Source organism: Ruoffia halotolerans, from assembly GCF_014049385.1.
In the GTDB taxonomy this organism is placed as follows: Bacteria; Bacillota; Bacilli; order Lactobacillales; family Aerococcaceae; genus Ruoffia; species Ruoffia halotolerans.
The window spans coordinates 1-17,695 of the sequence record NZ_JACAOA010000035.1 but is presented as its reverse complement, the minus strand read 5'-3'; the positions used below and the strand labels follow the sequence as shown (position 1 = coordinate 17,695).

18 protein-coding genes are annotated in these 17,695 nt (G+C 37.6%); 14 read left to right on the top strand and 4 right to left on the bottom strand.

The window, feature by feature from the left end:
• Window positions 1-450: 450 nt before the first annotated feature.
• Window positions 451-1,641 carry a D-alanyl-D-alanine carboxypeptidase family protein gene (locus tag HW423_RS09780; protein ID WP_218931725.1) on the bottom strand — a complete coding sequence of 397 codons (1,191 nt, stop codon included), beginning with the start codon at window positions 1,639-1,641 and terminating at the stop codon, window positions 451-453.
• A gap of 201 nt (window positions 1,642-1,842) precedes the next feature.
• Between HW423_RS09780 and HW423_RS09775 the strand changes: the two genes are divergently transcribed.
• The 9 genes from HW423_RS09775 to HW423_RS09735 all read left to right on the top strand — a co-directional run bounded on the left by HW423_RS09775 (window position 1,843) and on the right by HW423_RS09735 (window position 11,210).
• Window positions 1,843-3,000 carry an O-antigen ligase family protein gene (locus HW423_RS09775; protein WP_218931724.1) on the top strand — a complete coding sequence of 386 codons (1,158 nt, stop codon included), beginning with the start codon at window positions 1,843-1,845 and terminating at the stop codon, window positions 2,998-3,000.
• Between the two features lie 201 nt (window positions 3,001-3,201).
• Entirely contained in the window at window positions 3,202-3,732 is a 531-nt protein-coding gene (infC, locus tag HW423_RS09770) for a translation initiation factor IF-3 (protein ID WP_197104527.1), read from the top strand.
• A gap of 33 nt (window positions 3,733-3,765) precedes the next feature.
• Window positions 3,766-3,963 carry a 50S ribosomal protein L35 gene (gene rpmI, locus HW423_RS09765; RefSeq protein ID WP_138404822.1) on the top strand — a complete coding sequence of 66 codons (198 nt, stop codon included), beginning with the start codon at window positions 3,766-3,768 and terminating at the stop codon, window positions 3,961-3,963.
• Between the two features lie 29 nt (window positions 3,964-3,992).
• Window positions 3,993-4,349 (top strand): 50S ribosomal protein L20, encoded by a 357-nt coding sequence (gene rplT / locus HW423_RS09760; protein ID WP_218931723.1) that lies wholly within the window; start codon window positions 3,993-3,995, stop codon window positions 4,347-4,349.
• A gap of 131 nt (window positions 4,350-4,480) precedes the next feature.
• Window positions 4,481-6,214: an ABC transporter ATP-binding protein gene (locus HW423_RS09755; protein WP_218931722.1), complete on the top strand. Its 1,734-nt coding sequence runs from the start codon at window positions 4,481-4,483 to the stop codon at window positions 6,212-6,214.
• 13 nt (window positions 6,215-6,227) lie between these two features.
• The gene (locus HW423_RS09750) at window positions 6,228-7,991 is read left to right on the top strand and encodes an ABC transporter ATP-binding protein (RefSeq protein ID WP_218931721.1); all 1,764 of its coding nucleotides are present in this window, start codon (window positions 6,228-6,230) and stop codon (window positions 7,989-7,991) included.
• A gap of 153 nt (window positions 7,992-8,144) precedes the next feature.
• Window positions 8,145-8,999: a prephenate dehydratase gene (locus HW423_RS09745; protein ID WP_218931720.1), complete on the top strand. Its 855-nt coding sequence runs from the start codon at window positions 8,145-8,147 to the stop codon at window positions 8,997-8,999.
• 13 nt (window positions 9,000-9,012) lie between these two features.
• Complete coding sequence (locus HW423_RS09740; protein WP_218931719.1) at window positions 9,013-9,876, top strand: prephenate dehydrogenase; 864 nt, start codon at window positions 9,013-9,015, stop codon at window positions 9,874-9,876.
• A gap of 335 nt (window positions 9,877-10,211) precedes the next feature.
• Window positions 10,212-11,210 carry a bile acid:sodium symporter family protein gene (locus HW423_RS09735; protein ID WP_218931718.1) on the top strand — a complete coding sequence of 333 codons (999 nt, stop codon included), beginning with the start codon at window positions 10,212-10,214 and terminating at the stop codon, window positions 11,208-11,210.
• A 166-nt stretch (window positions 11,211-11,376) separates the two neighbouring features.
• Here HW423_RS09735 and HW423_RS09730 read toward each other — a convergent pair whose 3' ends face one another.
• Together HW423_RS09730 and HW423_RS09725 are read right to left on the bottom strand one after the other, a co-directional pair.
• Window positions 11,377-12,042, bottom strand: coding sequence for a DsbA family protein (locus tag HW423_RS09730; protein WP_218931717.1), 666 nt, complete (start codon window positions 12,040-12,042; stop codon window positions 11,377-11,379).
• An 85-nt stretch (window positions 12,043-12,127) separates the two neighbouring features.
• Window positions 12,128-12,718, bottom strand: a complete 591-nt coding sequence (locus tag HW423_RS09725; RefSeq protein WP_218931716.1) for a CYTH domain-containing protein — start codon at window positions 12,716-12,718, stop codon at window positions 12,128-12,130.
• Between the two features lie 155 nt (window positions 12,719-12,873).
• Here HW423_RS09725 and HW423_RS09720 point away from each other — a divergent pair, with 155 nt between their 5' ends.
• The 5 genes from HW423_RS09720 to mgtE are packed head-to-tail and all read left to right on the top strand — an operon-like array spanning window position 12,874 to window position 17,268.
• The gene (locus HW423_RS09720; RefSeq protein WP_235956459.1) at window positions 12,874-13,554 is read left to right on the top strand and encodes a GTP pyrophosphokinase; all 681 of its coding nucleotides are present in this window, start codon (window positions 12,874-12,876) and stop codon (window positions 13,552-13,554) included.
• Window positions 13,551-14,366: an NAD kinase gene (locus HW423_RS09715; RefSeq protein WP_218931715.1), complete on the top strand. Its 816-nt coding sequence runs from the start codon at window positions 13,551-13,553 to the stop codon at window positions 14,364-14,366. Before HW423_RS09720 ends, HW423_RS09715 begins: the two co-directional genes overlap by 4 nt.
• 15 nt (window positions 14,367-14,381) lie before the next feature.
• Window positions 14,382-14,975, top strand: coding sequence for a thioredoxin family protein (locus HW423_RS09710; RefSeq protein WP_218931714.1), 594 nt, complete (start codon window positions 14,382-14,384; stop codon window positions 14,973-14,975).
• A gap of 27 nt (window positions 14,976-15,002) precedes the next feature.
• Window positions 15,003-15,917 carry an RluA family pseudouridine synthase gene (locus HW423_RS09705; protein ID WP_218931713.1) on the top strand — a complete coding sequence of 305 codons (915 nt, stop codon included), beginning with the start codon at window positions 15,003-15,005 and terminating at the stop codon, window positions 15,915-15,917.
• Window positions 15,904-17,268, top strand: coding sequence for a magnesium transporter (mgtE, locus tag HW423_RS09700; RefSeq protein WP_218931712.1), 1,365 nt, complete (start codon window positions 15,904-15,906; stop codon window positions 17,266-17,268). Before HW423_RS09705 ends, mgtE begins: the two co-directional genes overlap by 14 nt.
• Window positions 17,269-17,375: 107 nt before the next feature.
• Here mgtE and HW423_RS09695 read toward each other — a convergent pair.
• Window positions 17,376-17,695 (bottom strand): transposase (locus tag HW423_RS09695; RefSeq protein WP_218931711.1); only part of this gene is annotated, 320 nt, incomplete at its 5' end.

Here is a 17,695-nt window from a genome sequence, read left to right as displayed (position 1 = left end):
AAATAACCTCCTGTAACTTATTTGTATGAAAACTCATACATAAAATAAGTATACAGAAGGTTATCGATTTGGACGATTATTTTCGCACTTGGTGGACTTTTCTTCCGCATTCGGTGGACGAATGTTTCGCACTGGTGGACGATTCTAAAGGCTATATTCAGCTGGCCAAAACAAGTGCATTATCTATCATATATCGGTTCAATTCCAAGTCCTCCAAGAAAATTTTTATGACACATATATTACAAATTGCATTACAATATAAATATATTTTATATAATAGAAATTAGTGTGAACAAGATTAACAACAATTTAATATTTTAATTGAGTTTACACTTTAGTGATAAACTAACATCATTTTTTTATCCTAAACAATTAAAAATTTTTCTAGCCTAAATCCCCTAAAATTCAAATACGGATTTTAGGGGATTTCAAAAGTGACTATTTCACATCCTAATTAAACACTCCAAAGATATCTCGCATGAAGTTAGTAATCGCATTGTCACGGTTGTTTTCAATTGGGGTACTATCTTCTGTCGCTGAATCTTCTTGGGCTGCTCCTTCCACTAATTCCTCTGCAGGCTCTTGTGCTTTGAGGTTAGTAGGAAGGTCAAGGTCGACCACTTCTGGATGATCTAATAAGCCGTCTAACAGGATTTCAATCTCCCAGTATGAGCTCATACCTTCACCAAAAGTTCCCATCGCTACCGTAATAAAGTCACGGTCTGCTTGATTACCAGTTGCTACAAAGTTCAATCCAGCAGCATCAGTGAAACCAGACTTCAATCCAGTAATACCAGAACGACCATAAGTGCCACCTTCAAGTAATTGGTTTGGATTGAATAAAATTTGTTCCTCGTCTGTACCTTCCATATAGGTATATTCGCGGGTTGATGTAATATCTAAGATTTGTGGATATTCTTCAATCGTATGTTGGGCCACTAAGGCCATATCTGCTGCGGACATCGTATTCTCGCTCATCTCATTCGAACCAGGCATCCACCATGATTCAGGCACTTCACTATTTGGTGCACCAGACGTAGAGTAGATCTGAGCGTTTGTAATTCCCCACTCAGTTAATTGGTCTTGCATCGCTTGAACTGCAGCTTGTTCGCTACCATAGATCTCCCACATTAAAGCAGAAGTCGCATCATTGGCAGATTGTAACATGACGGCATACATTAAATCCTCAACGGGGTAAGCAAACCCTTCTACTAGCCAGACGTTTGATAGTTCTTCATTAGATGAGATATCTTCTACTATTTGTGTTGGAATCTCGATCTCTTGGTCAAGTTTCAAAGTACCTTCATCTAAGGCTTGATAGATCAAGTACATTGATAATACTTTCGTCATTGAAGCAATTGGGTAAGGAACGTTCCCTTCACGATTGGCAAGAATTTTGTTTGTTGCTTGATCAATCACGACATACGAACGAGCGTCCATATTACTATCGTACCATTCCTGCAATTCACTCGGGTAATCTTCTGGCATTTCAATTGGTTCTGAAGGTTCTAACAATACATTGTCAGAGTTAAAGATGGGTGTTTTACTTACAGCTTGGGCTGTAGTTGGATATAGATTGGCATAACACATGCTTGATAAAGAAAGCACGGTAAGCCACTTTATTGTTCGTTTATTGAACAAAGTGATGACCTCCTCAAATTTAATACCAATTAATTATAGCGAACTATTTACGCATTTCAAATAGCCTTGGAATATTTTTACTTTATTACATATCTTTTCACACAAAATTCAAACTTTGTTTATGCATTTACATGAATTTGTATTATTAAAAAGTAATAAAGTAGACTATAATGTAAATAATTACATTGAGGGGGATGAGAAATGAAATCGGCTTGGAAAAAATATATTCGGCCTAATTTGTTTTATATTGTTTCTATTGCCATATTACTACCTATTTATCTTCATGCTGTTGTACTATTGCTTGCGATTACCTACTTAATATGGCAGAAACGTAGCTTAACAATGCGAACGTTTATTAAAAACAAATGGTTGAGCATATTTCTACTTTATGTTCTAATCGTTTCATTAATTAATCGAAACTACATCGGTGTTTTAATCACCTTAGTCTTTTTCTTATTTGTGATTTACTTTAGTAGTTACTTGAAGTGGGTCACAGTAGAAAGATACTTAAAGACGTTGAATATATTCGTACTGGGAAGTATTCCTGTCGCTATCTATGCACTCCTTGTCTATGTCTCTTATGTATTCCGTGAAGGTTACACTTTACTCTATGTATTCCAATATGCGAATGTTCAGACGAGGGCAGAGTCAACCTTCTTTAATCCGAATTATTACGGCTTATATTGTATCTTTGCGATTAATATTGGTATGTATCTACTATTAAAGAGCGATTATGCTAAGAGATTTAAAGCCTACTATTATCTTTCATTTGTCCTGAATATCATGAGTATCTTACTAACGGCTTCGCGGATGGTACTCCCTACAGTCGCGGTGGCGATTGTTTGGTTTGTCTTTTGGACGAAGCGGTCATATGTATGGTATATGTTGGGACTGGCAGCAGTTGGAGGGATTGCTTTATTCGTCAAACCAGACTTAATCCCTAGGTTTAGCTCGATTGCTTATGCCTTTCAGGATCGGTTTGCGCTATGGGATGTTGGTTGGCAGATTTTTATGAGTAATCCGCTGTTTGGTCGTGGGGCCATGAGTTATATGAATTTTTATTACTTATATACTGACAAAGCAGATATGCATGCACATCAGTTAGGGATTAATACCTTAGCTGATTACGGTGTTATTGGGGTCATTATCTTAGGTTTTGTGATGAAAGATTACTTAAAGTCTATAGTCAGATTAGCGAAGCAGAAGGAGTACCGTAAGGAATTTGCTTTAATTTCAACGATGCTCGTGACTGTGATCGTCCATGGGTTAATGGATGTATCAATCCTTTGGACACAAACGGGGTACATTTTCCTGGCAGTTATCGTGCCAATACAACAATTAACAGAAAAAACAAAATAAATTAAAAAAACATTGCACTTCGATAATCTATGTGGTACTATGTGTTAGTTGAGAAAACAAGTAGAAACGAGCCGTTTCTCGCCAAAGTTAATTTGGCAAATACATAGTCTGCCACTGGGAGTGGTGTGTCTATATTTAACGGCGAGTTTATATTTATTTTATAAACTTGCTTTTTTTATTGTTATTTGTTTCTCAAAATACATGGAGGTGGAGATCATAAAAGAATTACCTATCAATGATGGCATTCGTGCACGTGAGTTACGTGTTATTGGAGATCAAGGCGAACAAATTGGCGTTAAGTCTCTTCAGGATGCTCTCACTATTGCCGAGTCGTTTGAATTAGATTTAGTGCTTGTGTCTCCTAACGCAAAACCCCCTGTCGCTCGAATCATGGATTACGGTAAATATCGTTATGAGCAACAGAAGAAAGAGAAAGAGCAACGTAAGAATCAAAAAACTGTCAGCTTAAAAGAAATTCGTTTAAGCCCAGGGATTGAAGACCATGACTATCAAACAAAATTACGTCAAGCCATTAAATTCCTTGAAAAAGGAGATAAGGTTAAAGTTTCAATTCGTTTCCGTGGCCGTGCAATTACACATAAAGACTTAGGACGCGATGTTATCATGGATTTCCTTGATGACGCGAATGCAGTGTCAACTGTTGAAACTAAACCTAAGATGGATGGACGTAGCATGTTCGCAATTCTTGCTCCAATAAGTAGCGAAGAATAGAACATTATTATTTAAAACATAGGAGGATTTATCATGCCAAAACAAAAAACACATCGTGGATTAGCAAAGCGTGTTAAAAAGACAGGATCAGGGAAATTAAAACGCTCTAGAGCCTTTACTTCTCACCGTTTCCACGGTAAAACTAAGAAACAACGTCGTCAATTACGTAAAGCAGCGTTAGTATCTAGTTCAGATTTCAAACGCATCAAACAACAAATTTCACAACTATAATATCAACGAACTAAAAGGAGGAATTCACAATGGCACGTGTTAAAGGTGGATACGTTACTCGTCAACGTCGTAAACGTACAATTAAATTAGCAAAAGGTTATTACGGAGCAAAAAGTATTTCATTCAAGATGGCTAAACAACAAGTCATGAAATCTCATACTTACGCTTACCGTGACCGTCGTCAGAAAAAACGCGACTTCCGTCGTTTATGGATTACGCGTATTAACGCTGCAGCTCGTATGAACGGAATGAGCTATAGTGTATTAATGAACGGTCTTAAAAAAGCAGGTATTGAAATGAACCGTAAAATGTTAGCTGACTTAGCAGTTAACGATGAAGCAGCTTTCTCAGCTTTAGTAGAGCAAGCAAAAGCCGCTTTAGCTTAATCTAAGATTTGAGTCTCAGTAATGAGACTCCTTTTTTATTGACAAAAATACCAAAAAAAATTTTACATCTGTATTTGTTGCCATAATAAATACGGATGGCTAAGATAGAATTTAGACAAAGGAGGAATCATATGAATTATATTTGGCGTTATATTAAGAGATATCCCGGACTGCTTGCATTAGATGTGTTCGGAAGCCTTTTTTTTGTATTAGTAAACTTAGGCTTACCTACAGTGCTTTCAATTATGATTGACCAAGCAATTATTCCAGGGAATCAAAGTTTATTATTTACCCTAGCCATGGTGATGTTAGGGGTTATTATATTGGGTGCACTTGGACGTATTCTACTATCCTATGCCTCAAGTAAATTAACCAATATCATGATCCGAGATATGCGTAATGACATCTTCGATTATACGCAAAAGTTCTCACATGAAGAGTTTGAAAAGATTGGTGTTCCGTCTTTAGTAACGCGTGTTACAAACGATGCATTCGTGCTAATGCAGTTCGCTGAGATGTCACTTCGTTTAGGTGTGAATACACCGTTAATGTTCTTGGGAAGTATTGTGATGATCATTATAACCAGTCCTTCATTGGCTTGGATTGTAGCTGCATCAATGCCATTTCTGTTGGTTGCGATTTATGTCATTGCTAAGAAATCTAGACCGTTATCTGAAGCTCAACAAACGACTCTAGATACAATCAACCAATATGCGAGAGAGAATTTAACAGGACTACGTGTGATTCGCTCTTTTGCTCGTGAGGAGTATCAAGAAGAACGTTTCAATAAGGAAAGTCGTCATTATTCAAATATCGCAACACGTTTATTCAAATTAATGGCAACAGCAAACCCAATATTTATGCATATCCTAGTTTGGATGATTGTACTTATTATGGGACTATCGCTACAACCTTTAGCAGTTGGAGAATTACAAGTTGGTAACTTGGTTGCTTTTGTGGAATATGCCTTTCACGCTTTATTTTCAGTGATGATGTTCTCGCAATTATTCATTATGTATCCAAGGATGAACGTTTCTTCGAATCGTTTACAGGAAATAATGAATACCGAGATTTCTATCTCTGTGAATGAAGACGGTATAACTCAAACTGAAACACATGGTTACGTAACTTTTGATAATGTGACATTCGCTTATCCAGGAGAAACTGAGAATCCAGTCCTTCATAATATTAGTTTTGAAGCGAAACCTGGAGAAATGGTTGCCTTTATCGGAAGTACCGGAAGTGGTAAGTCGACTTTAGTTCAACTTATTCCGCGTTTCTTCGATGTTACTTTAGGACGTATCATTATCGATGGTGTGGATGTTCGTGATTATAACTTAAAAGCTTTACGTCAAAAGATTGGTTTCATTCCTCAGAAAGCATTGTTATTCACTGGAACGATTGGAGATAACTTGCGTTACGGGAAATACAATGCAACGGAAAACGAATTAGAACGTGCCAGTGATGTGGCGCAAGCAAGTGACTTTATCCATAAGACTCAAGAACGTTACCACTCATTCTTAGCTGAAGGTGGAACAAACTTATCTGGTGGACAAAAGCAACGACTATCGATTGCTCGTGCAGTTGTTAAACAGCCCGATGTATATATCTTTGATGATAGTTTCTCAGCATTGGATTATAAGACCGATGCGGAATTACGTCGTCGCTTGAAAGAAGTGACAACAAATTCAACGGTATTAGTCGTTGCTCAACGTGTGAGCTCAATTATGAATGCTGATCAAATCATCGTTTTAAACGAAGGTGAAATTGTCGGACGCGGAACGCATGAAGAATTAATGGTTGAGAATGAGATTTACCGTGATATTGCAAATTCACAAATAAAAAATCCAACCATAGAAGAGTAAAGGAGTGAGCTAGATGAAAGAAATAAAAACATTTGGAAACTTATGGAAATACTTAAAAACATATAATAAACAACTAATCCTAGCCCTCGTACTCTTAATCATTAACGTTTTAATGACAGTGATTGAGCCGTTCGTATTAGGATTAGCGATTACCGAAATTACTCAAAACGTCGTTGATATCGCCCGTGGAGCTGAAGGGGCGGCAATCAATTATGAATATATTATTACCATTTTAATTGTTTATGTCATCCGTGGATTCATTGTTCAAGGGACAAATTATGGATCGAACGTCTACATTACAATTGCAGTTCAGAACATGACCCGTGATTTACGTGATGATATCATCCGTAAAATTCACCGTCTTCCTGTGGCTTATTTTGACCGTAACCAATTTGGAGATATCTTGGGACGTATTACTAGTGACGTTGAGACAATTTCCAACTCTCTGCAACAAGGGATTATTCAAGTGACAACGGCATTCTTTTCGATTATCTTTGTTACGATTATGATGCTGACTTTGAATTGGCAATTAGCGCTCATTGTATTTATTAGTATGCCGATATCTTACTTTGTTGCTCAAAGTGTGGTGAAGATTTCTCAACAACACTTCAAGAAACAAGCGGATGTCTTAGGTAGAATGAACGGTTTCGTTCAAGAGAACTTTACTGGGTTTAATATTATTCGTTTATATGGGCGTGAAGATAGTTCTGTAGAGGAGTTCCGTACGATTACTGGAGAGTTAGCAGATATCGGCTTTAAAGCAAGTTTCTTATCAAGTTTAATGATGCCGTTAGTATCAGTCGTTTCTCACTTAGCTTACTTAATTGTTGCGGTGATCGGTGGTATGTTCACGATTGCTGGACGCTTAACGGTTGGTAACTTACAAGCCTTTACTCAATATGTATGGCAAATCAACCAACCGATTCAAATAGTGACTCAAATTACGGGATTACTACAAGCGGCTGTGGCTGCAACGCAACGTATTTGGGAAGTATTAGACCAAGAAGAAGAATTGAACCAAGTAACGGAAGAACTACCTTCACCGGTTACAGGTCAAGTGACTTTCGATGATGTTTCTTTCCAATACACTCCAACGAAACCATTAATTAGAGATTTCTCTGTGAAGGTTAAACCGGGTGAAACGATTGCGATTGTCGGTCCAACAGGTGCAGGTAAGACAACGATGATAAACTTACTGATGCGCTTTTATGATGTGGATAAAGGGTCGATTCGATTGGATGGCGTAGATAATCGAGCCGTTTCAAGACAAAAATATCGCGAGCAATTCGGGATGGTATTACAAGATGCTTGGTTGTTCGAAGGAACAATTAAAGAAAATTTACGTTTCGGTAATTTAGATGCGACAGACGAGCAGATTGTTGAAGCTGCCAAAGCGGCTAACGTGGATCATTTTATCCGTACGTTACCAGGTGGTTATGAGAATCGTATGAACCAAGAGTCAAGTAACATTTCTCTCGGTCAAAAACAATTACTAACCATTGCACGTGCTTTATTATCGGATCCTAAAATCTTGATTCTAGACGAGGCGACAAGTTCAGTTGATACTCGACTAGAGCAGTTGATTCAAAAAGCGATGGAACGCTTGATGGAAGGGCGTACGAGTTTCGTTATTGCCCACCGCCTCTCAACCATCCAAGATGCCGATCGTATCTTAGTGATGAAAGATGGTCAAATCATTGAACATGGTAACCATGAGCAATTATTAGAACAAAAAGGTTTCTACTATGACTTATATCAAAGCCAATTTAATGCTTAATATTTGAAGATTGAATGTAACCTTTCATTTAATGCTAATTTCGATTACAATATTAGCAATAGTTAATGGAAAGTGACATTGAATACAATAAACACACAGTCACTCATCAGAGCAATCTGAGTGACTGTGTGTTTTTATTTTGGGGGAATTTGGATGCGTATAGGATATCAAGGTGTTGCCGGTTCTTATAGTGAGGCAACGTTGCAAGATTATATAAAGACATTGACTGATACAACGACAGAGATAGTGCCAGTACCTTATGGAGATTTTAAATCGGTCGTGAATGATTTGTTGGATGACAAGTTGGATTTAATTGTCGTTCCAGTTGAAAACTCGACGACCGGCATCATTGCTCGTGTCACAGATTTACTGCGTTATAAGCCAGTCATGGCGATCGCAGAGGCTTACCAACCTGTTCGACATACTTTATGGGGAGTGGAAGGAAGTCGCTTAGAAGACATTCAGATGGTATATTCACATCCTGAAGCCTTGTCACAATGTCAGGTGTTCTTTAATTCGTATCCACTGATTGAAAGTAAGGTTTATGAAGACACTGCCAAAGCTGCGTCATATATTCAAATATTAAATCGACGAGATACTGCTGCGATTGCGAGTCCTCGAGCAGGGGAGTTACATCACTTAGTTCCATTGATGGAGAACGTGCAAGACGAATCAACAAACACGACCCGTTTTTATGTGATTGAAAAGATTCAAGAAAGGGAATATACCGGATCATGCTTAAGTCTGTATGTTGAGACACGTCATGAATCGGGTGCTTTATCTAAGTTGCTACAAGTATTTGATATCTTCAATTGTAACTTACAAAACTTAAGTGCTAGACCAATTGAGAATCAGCCATTTACCTATGGATTCTTTATTGAAGTGTCGATTAAAGAGATGCGTTCGCCAGTGAATATTTTGATTCAGACCTTAAACCAAGTGTCTGAATATCTTCAAATCATGGGGCAATATGATCAAGTGTCAAAAAGTATTTATTTAGATGATTAGGAAGGGGATAAATATGCAAAAGATTGCAATTGTTGGTTTAGGTGTCATCGGAGGTTCCTTTGCGAAAGCATTTAAGGCTTCGGATAGTTCGAATTATTATGTGATGGGAATTGATAGAAACCAAGCGACACTCGATCAAGCCCTGGAAGCCGGCGTGATTGCGGAAGGTGAAGTTGAGAATGAAACGATTCTACAACGAGCTGATATCGTCATTATTGCCCTATATCCTGAGAATATTAAAGAGTTTATTCTACAAAACTCAGACGCTTTCAAAGAGGGTGCCATCCTAACTGAAACGACAGGGATTAAACAATATGTCATTGGCAGTATCGTGCCAATTCTACCTAAACAAGTCGACTTTATCTTTGGACACCCAATGGCAGGGCGAGAATCACAAGGCTTTGAATATTCAGACCATACAGCCTTTATAGGAGCGAATTATATATTAACGCCACTCGCTTCGAATAAGCCAGAGAACCTGGAAGTATTTAAAGCCCTTCTTAAGAAAATTGGCTTCCAAAGATTAACTCAAGTAACGCCCCTTGTTCATGATGAATTAATCGCTTATACGAGTCAATTATGCCACTGTATTGCAGCAGCGTTAATTAATAGTGATCGACCTGAACGTAATACTGTGCAATTCATCGGTGACAGTTACCGAGATTTAACTCGAATTGCGAAACTAAATGAGAATCTGTGGTCAGAATTGATGTTAAATAATAAGGATGTGCTTGTTCAAGTTATTAGCGAATTTGAAGCAGAAATGTCAAAAATTAAAGAATCACTCATAACGGATAATAAACGTGAATTAGAAGAAGCATTTATCGAGGCCACTCGCCGCCGTGTAGATATGGAAAAGAATGACTTAATGATTTAATTTCAATTTAAAGTATTAAATTCCTTGCAATTAGAATCTAACTGAGTTATATTATATCTACATTAAAAATAAATGATAAAAGAGGTTATCTTATGTTCACCCATTTCAACAATATTATTATTGTCATTCAAAGACCGGACTTGTTAAATTGATTTTGTAATCAGTTTAAAAGTCCTATTCGTCTTGAATGAATGGGAACAGATAACGAACCCCCATTCTAGTCATCTAGAGTGGGGGTTTTTTATTATTCAAAGGAGTGGTAAAACGATGAGTGACATTGAAAGCGACGTGCATATTTATCCAAACTACACAGAAAATATTAGGAGGATTCATCCATGAATTTATTTAAAAAGTTTAATAGCGCTTTTACAAGTAACCTGTCAATGTTCGTAGTATTAACGGCTTTATTAGCCTTAATGTTCCCAAGTTTTTTCACACCTTTAAGTGGTTATGTGAGTGTATTACTTCAAATCATTATGTTCACCATGGGCTTGACATTGAAAGCATCTGACTTTGCTCATGTTCTTAAAAACCCAACGAGCGTGATTATGGTTTCTGCCATCCAATACTTATTTATGCCACTGAGCGCTTTTGCAATTGCGAAATTATTCGGTCTATCAGGTGATGTTGCTTTAGGGTTAATCATTGTTGGATCAGTTCCTGGAGGGACAGCATCGAACATTATGGCTCTATTAGCTAATGGGAATGTGCCACTTTCAGTGAGTGCTACAACGGTGTCTACATTATTATCCCCATTCGTTACACCACTTCTAATCGCAACTTATGGGGGAGCATTTATTGAAATTGGCTTTTGGCCAATGTTCCTATCCATTACACAAATCGTATTAGTGCCAATTGTCTTAGGATTAGTTGTGTCTCATTTCTTAGGGGACAAGTCAGAAAAGATCAAGACAGCGATGCCATCATTCTCATCGATGGCGGTACTTTTAGTTCTCGCTGGAACAGTATCAGTGAACCGTGAGAATTTATTAACCGGTGGTTTAACGGTTGTCCTAGCAGTATTAGTTCATCATTTATTAGCTTATGCAATTGTTTACTTTATCTATGGGTTATTCAATGCTTCTGCGATAACAAAACGTACGTGTGCGATTGAAGTTGCAGCACAAAATACAGGACTATCCGCAAGTTTAGGTTTAACTCATTTTTCACCAGAAGCAGCTTTAGCGGGTGCAGCTGGAACGATCGTCCATACACTTGTTGGAATGATGTTTGGTAGTTTATGTGCTAAGAAAGACATGAAAGAAGCTCAGGAAAGAAAAGCAGCAGGGCGAGCAAGTAATGCGAGAGCAACAGTTTTACAAAGAACATATTAATTTGAGATTTATGTGGAGTGTCAATAGGTAAGTGAGTGAAAAACACGCGCACCCACCCAAACAAAAAAGGCTCAACAATCGTGGTGACATTTGTCCACAGTTGGTGAGCCTCTTGTTATGCGCATAAAAAAGAGGGGCGATATTTCAGCCCCTGTTAAATTAAGTTTTATAGTAGTCGTAATGTTGGCACATTCGCACCTGATTCCTCATGATTAGTGCCATCACATAGTAAAGCATCAATCTCATCTAAGATTGTTTCTAAAGTTATTGGATAGCCTTCTAATAACCTTGCTTCGCCTGTGACGTATTCATAAATAACTAGAGAAGGGGTAGATTCAACTGACATATCGATGGCAGTCTTTTGGTCCTTTAAGAACAATTGTTTAACAAAATCCGACCGCATATCTTGTTGAAATATTTCGACATCTAGTCCAACGTCTTTGGCAAGATCAATTGCGAATTCTTCACTAAATTTAGAAATATCGCCATTGATTGTCTCCTGAAGGCGCATTAAGAAATAACGACCTAATCGTTTCCCTTGCATACATGCTGCTTTATAAGCGAGAGATGCCCGGTATACCGATTGAAAGATGTAATTTCTCTCCTGCAAGTTTGTTCTTTTGATACCAAGTTGACGCATATAGTCTTCAACTAAACGTTGATTATGAAAAGGTAGGATGTGCAAATCTATGTTTGACGTTACTAAATCAATTAACTTTAAAACTTCTTGTTGACAAGTGTAACAGTTTCTCCCTAAGGGATTAACGAATAAAAATAATTCAAATACACTTGGAACGCCATTGTGTCTATATTCGATTTGATATTGACTCATTAAGATAGTCCTCCTCCTTTCTTATATTTGGTATAGTTAATATTAACAATAAAATAAACTTTTAGCGAATGATAGGCTTGTTCATTTATTCATTTGTAAAGTATCGATGTGCGCGTTTTAACTTTGTCTCTGCTTGCTTATAGGATATATCAAAGCTCGCTAATAGTGAATTAAATTGTTCTAAAGCAACTTCAATATCTTGAGATTCAAGTTCTAATTCATAATCTTCAGCTTGTGGATATTGAGTATAGTCTAACGCATATAATCCATAAGGAACTTTGATATTATAACGTTCTGTAATGAGACTCATTGTTCTTTTAATATCAGTCCAGACGATATTTCTTGAAGCAATAAACTCTTGGATATCCGCTGAATAAATAATGTCTTCATTGAGTACGTCTGGAGCGTGTGTTACTTTATCACGATTAAACTGTGTTAATTCAATCGATTCGAGTTCAGAGACTCTTTCTTTAATGGTCCATTCGCTCTGACCATCCTCAAATACTCTTAATCTCAGCGCTGCATTATTTTGCTTGAAAATTTCATCTGCTGTATCATAATAGTAATTGGATTGGACGATCTTTGGTTGATTTTGTAAATTAAAATAAGTATAAAGCTTGTCATACTCGGCTTTACTTAGTAGAGTTTTTAATTCTCTTTCAATTGAAGATACCATGTATATATCCTTTCTTAGCTAAATTATGTACAATGTAATATATACAAAAATAAAAAAACTGTATGTCAATTACAGTCCGTCATATATCCTATAATAATTCATTAATATATGCAAATAAATATACTTATACAAAATTAAGAAAGTCGGTGACTGAATTGATAGAAGATAATTTTATCGAGAATTGGGACTTATTCTTAGCTCCTTATGAACAAGCTGTAGAAGAATTAAAGTTGAAACTAAAGAATATTCGAAAAGAATACCGAACTTTACACCGCCATACGCCGATAGAGTTCGTCACTGGACGTGTGAAGACACGTGAGAGTATTCTCGAGAAGATGGAAATGCGAGAAATTGAACCTGAAGATATGTTAATTGGTGTTCAAGATATCGCTGGAATCAGAATCATGTGTCAATTTGTTGAGGATATCTATGAAGTAGCCGAATTAATTAAAAAGCGGACGGATTTCAAAGTATTATTGATTCGTGACTACATTCACCACCATAAGCCCAGTGGCTACCGATCATATCATATGGTTATTGAATATCCTGTACAACGTGCAAAGAATGTGGAGTCCGTCATTGTAGAGGTTCAAATTAGAACATTAGCGATGAATTTCTGGGCGACGATCGAGCATTCGCTGAACTATAAGTATCAAGGTGAGTATCCAAATCACATTCTTGAACGACTGGAAAGAGCTTCAGAAGCAGCATTTATGCTGGATCAAGAAATGTCAGAGATTCGAGAAGAGATTCGCGAAGCGACACAATTCTTCGAACAAAGATATGAGGACCCCGATACAGCAATAAATAAAGGGAATTATGAGGTAAATCAATGAAACCAACTGTACTAATTTATTCAAATACAAAACCTCAATCTCAATCTATTAAAACAGAGCTCACAAACAAATTAAATAAACACCAGATTGAAATTGTGGATGAACGTGAGCAACCAGATTTTATTATTTCAATTGGAGGAGACGGAACCTTCTTATCTGCCTTTCATCATTTCGAACAATATATTGAACATTCGAGATTCGTCGGAATTCATACTGGACATCTAGGCTTCTATACGGATTGGCTTAGCGATGAAGTGGATGCGGTTGTGGATGGATTATTAAATGCATCCGATCAATCGGTGTCTTATCCTTTACTCAATGTCGAAATTTATTTAGAAGATGGGCGGTGTAAGAAGATGTTAGCTTTAAATGAATTCTCCATCCGTTCAACGATGGGAACCATGGTGAGTGACGTCTATATTAAAGACCACTTCTTCGAGACTTTCCGAGGAGATGGCATTAGTATTTCAACACCAACCGGATCAACAGGCTTGAATAAATCTTTAGGTGGAGCAGTCATCCATCCGCGCCTGGATGCGATTCAAATGACTGAGATGGCTTCAATAAATAATCGAGTGTATCGTACCTTAAGTTCTCCAATTATTATTCCTTCAGATGAATGGTTTACTTTGAAACCAGAGAATACGCAATCTGCGATTCTTTCCGTGGATAATCAGAGTTGGTTGAATTACGAAGTATCCAAAGTGACTTGTCAAGTTGCTAAACAACGGATCCATTTCGCAAGCTTCAAACATACCCACTTTTGGGACCGGGTTGAAAATGCGTTTATTGGTAGAAAACAATCACTTTAAAGGAGAATTTTACGGATGCAACGATTTTTAAAAGTTATTGGTCTAGTCATGACGGTTGGTTTGTTAGCAGCTTGTAGTAATCAGAGCAATGAATTTGAGCATACAGCACTCACCGGAGTTGAGCGAATCAACGCACCGGTTACTATTCCAGAAGATACGACGTTCTTAACAATGAATGAGGACGCAAAAGGTATGCTCTATGATTCCCTAGATAAGATAGGGACATTTGCCGAAGGAACGCAATCTCCAGTGGATTATCCACAGATTGAAGCGGTTCAAACAGAAGCAGATTATATTGAGTTTCTGCAAGAGACGAGTGACCAAGCGAAGTTATTATATATTGGCTTTGATGAATGTCCTTGGTGTAAAGCTTTATCACCTAAGATTAACCAATTTGCTAGTGAATTAAACGTTCCAATCTATTACTATAATACTCGATTACACGAACAAGATGCGACCTTCCAAGGAGCCATGCAAACATTTGGTGTCGAGACTGTACCGTATGTCTTTGTGATGGAAGATGGCGAAGCAAAAGAGCGAATCAGTCATGAGTCATCAATGGAACAAATTGAACAATTCTTCAGGCTCTATACTGAAGAATACCAATAGAAAATTTTAACAAGTTAGGAAGATAATGTGATTTTAACATGGGAGTATCAAGATACTTTAGAACAAACGATTAAACGCTTTTTACACTTTGAAGGGATTCCAAGAAATTTTGTAAAAGCGGTCAAGCACAACGGTGGGAAGATCTTACTGAATCAAGAAGAAGTGACCGTGAGAGCAACCTTAAACCAAGGTGATGTATTAACACTCATTGCACCGGATGAATATGGGCATGAAACGGTAACATCGTCACATATCCCGATTGATGTCGTATACGAAGACCGTGATTTCTTGATTGTGAACAAACCGAGTGCTTCGGTTTCCATTCCTTCAAAGCAAAATCCAGATAGTTCGATGGCAAATCGTATTAAAGGTTATTATGTAAGAGAAGAATATAAAGACCAAGTGATTCATATCGTCACTCGTTTAGACCGTGATACGACCGGGTTGATGTTGATTGCTAAACACCGTCTTGCCCATGCATACATGGACCGGATGATCCAAAGCAAAGGTTTAACTAAAATCTATTATGGTTTGTCACATAAAGTGGATTGGGATAAACATGGTTATATCGATGCACCGATTGGGCGCAATCCAGAATCAATTATCAGTCGGATCGTGGATCCAGCAGGGCAAGCTGCTTTAACTGAGTATTGGTTAAAAGAACAAGTAGAAGAGGCAAGTTTACTGAGAATGCAGCTTCATACAGGACGTACACATCAAATCAGAGTCCACTTAGCCCACAAAGGTGGGCCTTTAGTTGGCGATGATTTATATGGCGGAGTAAAAGATTCCGTGATATCAAGACAAGCCTTGCATTGTGGTGAGTTACAGTTTGTTCATCCATTTACAGGAGAAGACATCCACATTCAGCAAGTGATTCCTGAAGATATGCACACGTGGTTAAATATCAGAAAAGAGGAGATAGAATATGGAGATATTTGAAAGATCTCTTGAAGAGAGTATTGAAACGTTTAAAAAATTATTGAACGAAAACCGAATGACTCGATTTAGAACCGAGTATCTAGCCTTACATAATTATGAGCAAAGTATGATATTTGCGAATTTGGAAAAAGAGGATCGTGAAAAGATTTATCAATATTTATCTCCTTCAGAATTAGCAGATGTCTTCGACTTGCTCGAATCGCAAGACGAGACTATTGATATCTACTTTGAAGAGATGTCTCCACCTTATGCTGCGACAGTTCTAGGAGAGATGTATGCCGATAATGCGGTTGATGTGTTGAATAACTTAAAAAACCGTGAACGTGTGAATCTCTATATGAAACTAATGCCTGCGGAAAGTGCTCGTGAAATCAGCTCGCTGATTAATTATTTAGACGAGACAGCTGGGGCGATTATGACGACTGAGTTTATCTCTGTTCAAGAAGGCTTAACTCTAAGTGCCGCTTATCACAGACTGAGAGAGCAAGCGATTAAAGCTGAGACAATTTACTATGTATATGTTGTAGATGAAAATGATCGTCTAGTTGGTGTAATCTCATTAAGGGATTTAATTATTAATGACGAAGACAAGCTAATTCATGACGTGATGAATACGCGTGTGATTTCGGTTCAAGTAAATGATAACCAAGAAGAAGTAGCCAAGATGGTTCAAGATTATGACCTATTAGCGCTTCCTGTTGTTGGTTTTGACCATGAATTATTAGGTGTCATTACGGTTGATGATGTCTTAGATGTTATGCAAGATGAAGCAGATAGTGACTACTCTGGTTTAGCGGCGGTTGACGTTAGCGAGAGCCATGACACGCCACTATCAGCAGCGAGAAGTCGTCTTCCTTGGTTAGTAACTTTACTATTCTTAGGAATGGGAACAGCGACTTTAATCAGTCAGTATGATGCGCTAATCGCTGAAGCAAGTGTCTTGTCTGCCTTTGTTACTTTAATTACAGGTACAGCCGGGAATGCTGGAACCCAGTCATTGGCCGTAGCCGTAAGGAAATTAACAAATAAATACGATGACGATAACTTCTTTACTTCATTAATGTTTGAATTAATTACGGGTGCGATTACTGGATTCATTGTCGGAATTACCGTGATGTTAATCGTCTTAGTTTGGCAACAAAACCTTGTTCTAGGAGCAGTGATTGGAATAGCGATGATGGCTGCAATTATTGTAGCAAATCTTGCAGGTTCATTTATACCGAAGATTATGGACAAACTTGGCTTTGACCCTGCAGTTGCGAGTGGACCATTTATCTCAACGCTGAGTGACTTAACATCAGTATTTATCTACTTTAGTATTGCTCAATTATTCTTATCAGCAATTATTTAGGTTCTTTGTCAAATAGTGTTGGTGAATATTTAAGGCGATAGATTTAGTTCTATCGTCTTTTTTTGATGTAAGTATATTAGTCATCTGTTGGATTAGAGTATATTCGTCTATAGAGCCGCTTCGTCACAAAAATACAATGGGCGTACAGGTTCAGCATTAAGTTGTTGAAGCTGGGTTGAGATTAAAATCCGACACCTTAAGTGACCGTAATTGCGGTAACCATAGCCAGATCGTTTGATCATCTTGATTTTGTTTACGGTGCCTTCCACAACGCCATTCGAGAGTGTATAAGTTAAGCTGTTTTCAATATCCAACGCGTAGGAATTTAATGTTCGAAACGCTGTTCTCACCTTGTGTGGGAAGACATATTTTTTACTTTCAATTAAGGTGTTCTCAAAAGCTTGGAAACGCCGGTAGCGAATGGCTT